The organism is Sphaerisporangium sp. NPDC049457 (assembly GCF_055586705.1).
This window is the reverse complement of the sequence record NZ_JBVJHR010000047.1, coordinates 1-2,521: the sequence shown is the minus strand read 5'-3', so window position 1 is coordinate 2,521 and position 2,521 is coordinate 1. Positions and strand designations below refer to the sequence as shown.

General features: G+C 70.1%; 2 protein-coding genes. Both read right to left on the bottom strand.

From position 1 onward, the window contains the following. Positions 1–344 (bottom strand): condensation domain-containing protein (locus ACZ6QO_RS37800; RefSeq protein ID WP_465858331.1); only part of this gene is annotated, 344 nt, incomplete at its 3' end. 2 nt (positions 345–346) lie between these two features. After that, a partial coding sequence (locus ACZ6QO_RS37795; RefSeq protein WP_465858329.1) for a non-ribosomal peptide synthetase occupies positions 347–2,521 on the bottom strand: 2,175 nt, incomplete at its 5' end.

Here is a 2,521-nt window from a genome sequence, read left to right as displayed (position 1 = left end):
CCGGTGAGGTCGGTGATGGGCAGGTCGACGGGGGCGGGTGGGTCGATCAGCTGGTAGGGCTGGCCGGTGTCGTCGGCGGCGAACCGGGTGCGCAGCACCTCGTGTCGTGCCACCAGTGCTGACAGCGCCTGCCGCAACGCCGCCACGTCCACCGCCCCGGCCAGACGCAACGCGATCGGCACCACGTACCCGTTGCCGCCGGGCTCCAACTGGTCCAGCAGCCACAGCCCGCGCTGGGCGGACGACAACGGGACCGGCTTCGAACGATCCCGCGTGGGCAGGGAATGGGCCTTCTGGCTCCGGATGCGAGAGAGCAGGCGGGCCTGCGTCGAACCATCTTCCATGATCATTCCTCACCTTGGGCGTCGACGAGCTCCAGCAGCTGGGTCTTGATGCCGGCGATCGACGGCGAAAGAAACAGGTCCCTGAGACTGATGCGGATGCCGGTCAGCCGCTCCACCTGGTTGACGAGCTGGACCGCCCGCAGCGAGTGGCCGCCGACCTCGAAGAAGTTGTCGTGGACGCCGACGCGGTCCAGGCCGAGAAGATCGGCCCATACGGCGGCGAGCGCCTCCTCGATCTCGTCTCGCGGGGCGACGTGGGCGGCGCTGGGCGCGAGGGCCTCGGCGTCGGGCGCGGGCAGCTTCTTGCGGTCCACCTTGCCGTTGCCGTTCAACGGCAGCGCCGGAAGCGTCACGAAGACGGCGGGGACCATGGCCTGCGGAAGCTCGGCCCGGCACAGCGCCCGCAGTCCGGCGACGTCCGGATCGCCGGCGGCCGGCACGCAGTACGCGACCAGGTGCTTTTCGTGCGCGCCGTCCTCCCGGGCCACCACGGCGCAGGCCGCGACGTCGGGGTGCGACAGCAGGACCGTCTCGATCTCGCCGGGCTCGACGCGGACGCCGCGCAGCTTCACCTGGCTGTCGATGCGCCCGAGGAGGTCCAGTTCGCCCTCGGTGGTGAACCGGCCGAGGTCCCCGGTCTTGTACAGGCGGTCGCCGGGGTCGTCCGAGAAGGGATCGGGACGGAAACGATCGGCGGTCAGGCCGGGCCTGCCCAGGTAGCCGCGGCCGACGGACAGCCCGCCGAGATAGACCTCGCCTATCGCGCCGACGGGCACCGGCCGCAGGGAACCGTCCAGTACGTACACCCTCTGGTTGCTCATCGGGCGTCCGGCGAGGACCGGCGAACCCGGCGTGGCGTGCCAGAAGGTCGTGTCCACCGACACCTCGGTGGCGCCGTAGAGGTTGATCAGGCCGTCGCCGAACCGGTCGGCGAACCGCCGCACGAGCGCCTCCGGCAGCGCCTCACCACTGCAGAACGCGTACCGAAGGGCGGTGCAGTCCGCGGGGTCGACCTGGGAGACGAACATGTCCATCAGGCTCGGGACGAAATGCAGCCCGACGATGCGGTGGCGGCGCATGAGCGACCCGACGTGCGCCATGTCCAGCCGGGAGGCCCCGGGCACCAGCACGACCGTGCCCCCCTGCCAGAGCGGCCAGAGGATCTCGTACGCCGACACGTCGAACGTCACCGGCGTGGCCTGCAGGAAGTTCTCGCCCGGATGGATCGGGAACGCGTCCTGCATGCCCGCCATGTAGCCGACGACGCCTTCGTGTTCGATCATGACGCCTTTGGGCCTGCCGGTGGAGCCGGAGGTGTAGATGACGTAGGCGAGGTTGTGCGGTCCGGCGAGCTGCGGGGGAGCGGTGACCGGGTGGGCCGCCACCTGTGGCCATTGGGCGTCGATGAGCAGGCGGGCGGTGTCACCGGGCAGGCGGGTGGCGAGGTCCTCCTGCGTGATGACCAGGGGCGCGGCGGTGTCGTCGAGCATGTAAGCGAGTCGTTCTGCGGGGTATTCGGGGTCCAGGGGGACGTAGGCGGCGCCGGCCTTCAGGATCCCCAGCAGAGCGACGATCAGATCGGGGGTGCGGTCGAGGAAGACCGCGACGAGGGTTTCCGGGCCGATGCCCTGGGCGCGCAGGTGGTGGGCGAGCTGGTTGGCGCGGGCGTCGAGTTCCCCATGCGTCAGCGTCCGGCCCTCGGAGACCACCGCGACATGGTCGGGACGGGCGGCGGCCTGCTCGGCGATCAGGTCGTCGATGGTGCGCCCGGCGGGGACCGGTGCCGCGCTGTCGTTCCACTCCACCAAGATCTGCCGCCGCTCGGCGTCGGTGAGCATGCTGATCTGGGAGATCGGTGTGGTGGGCCGCTCGGCGAGTCGTTCCAGCAAGGTCAGGTAGTGGCCGGCCATCCGCTCGATCGTGGCCCTGTCGAACAGGTCGCTGCTGAAGTAGATGAACCCCTTGGCGCTGCGGTCGTCCTGCAAGGTGAGGTCGAAGGTGAGGTCCATCTGGGAGTCGGTGGCCTGGAGCGGGACGTGTTCGACGTCCACGCCGGGCAGGGTCCAAATCCTGCTGGCCGGCGTGGTCTGCAGGACGAGCATGGTCTGGAAGAGGGGGTTGCGGGTGAGGTCGCGTTGGGGGGCGAGTTCTTCGACGAGGCGTTCGAAGGGGAGGTT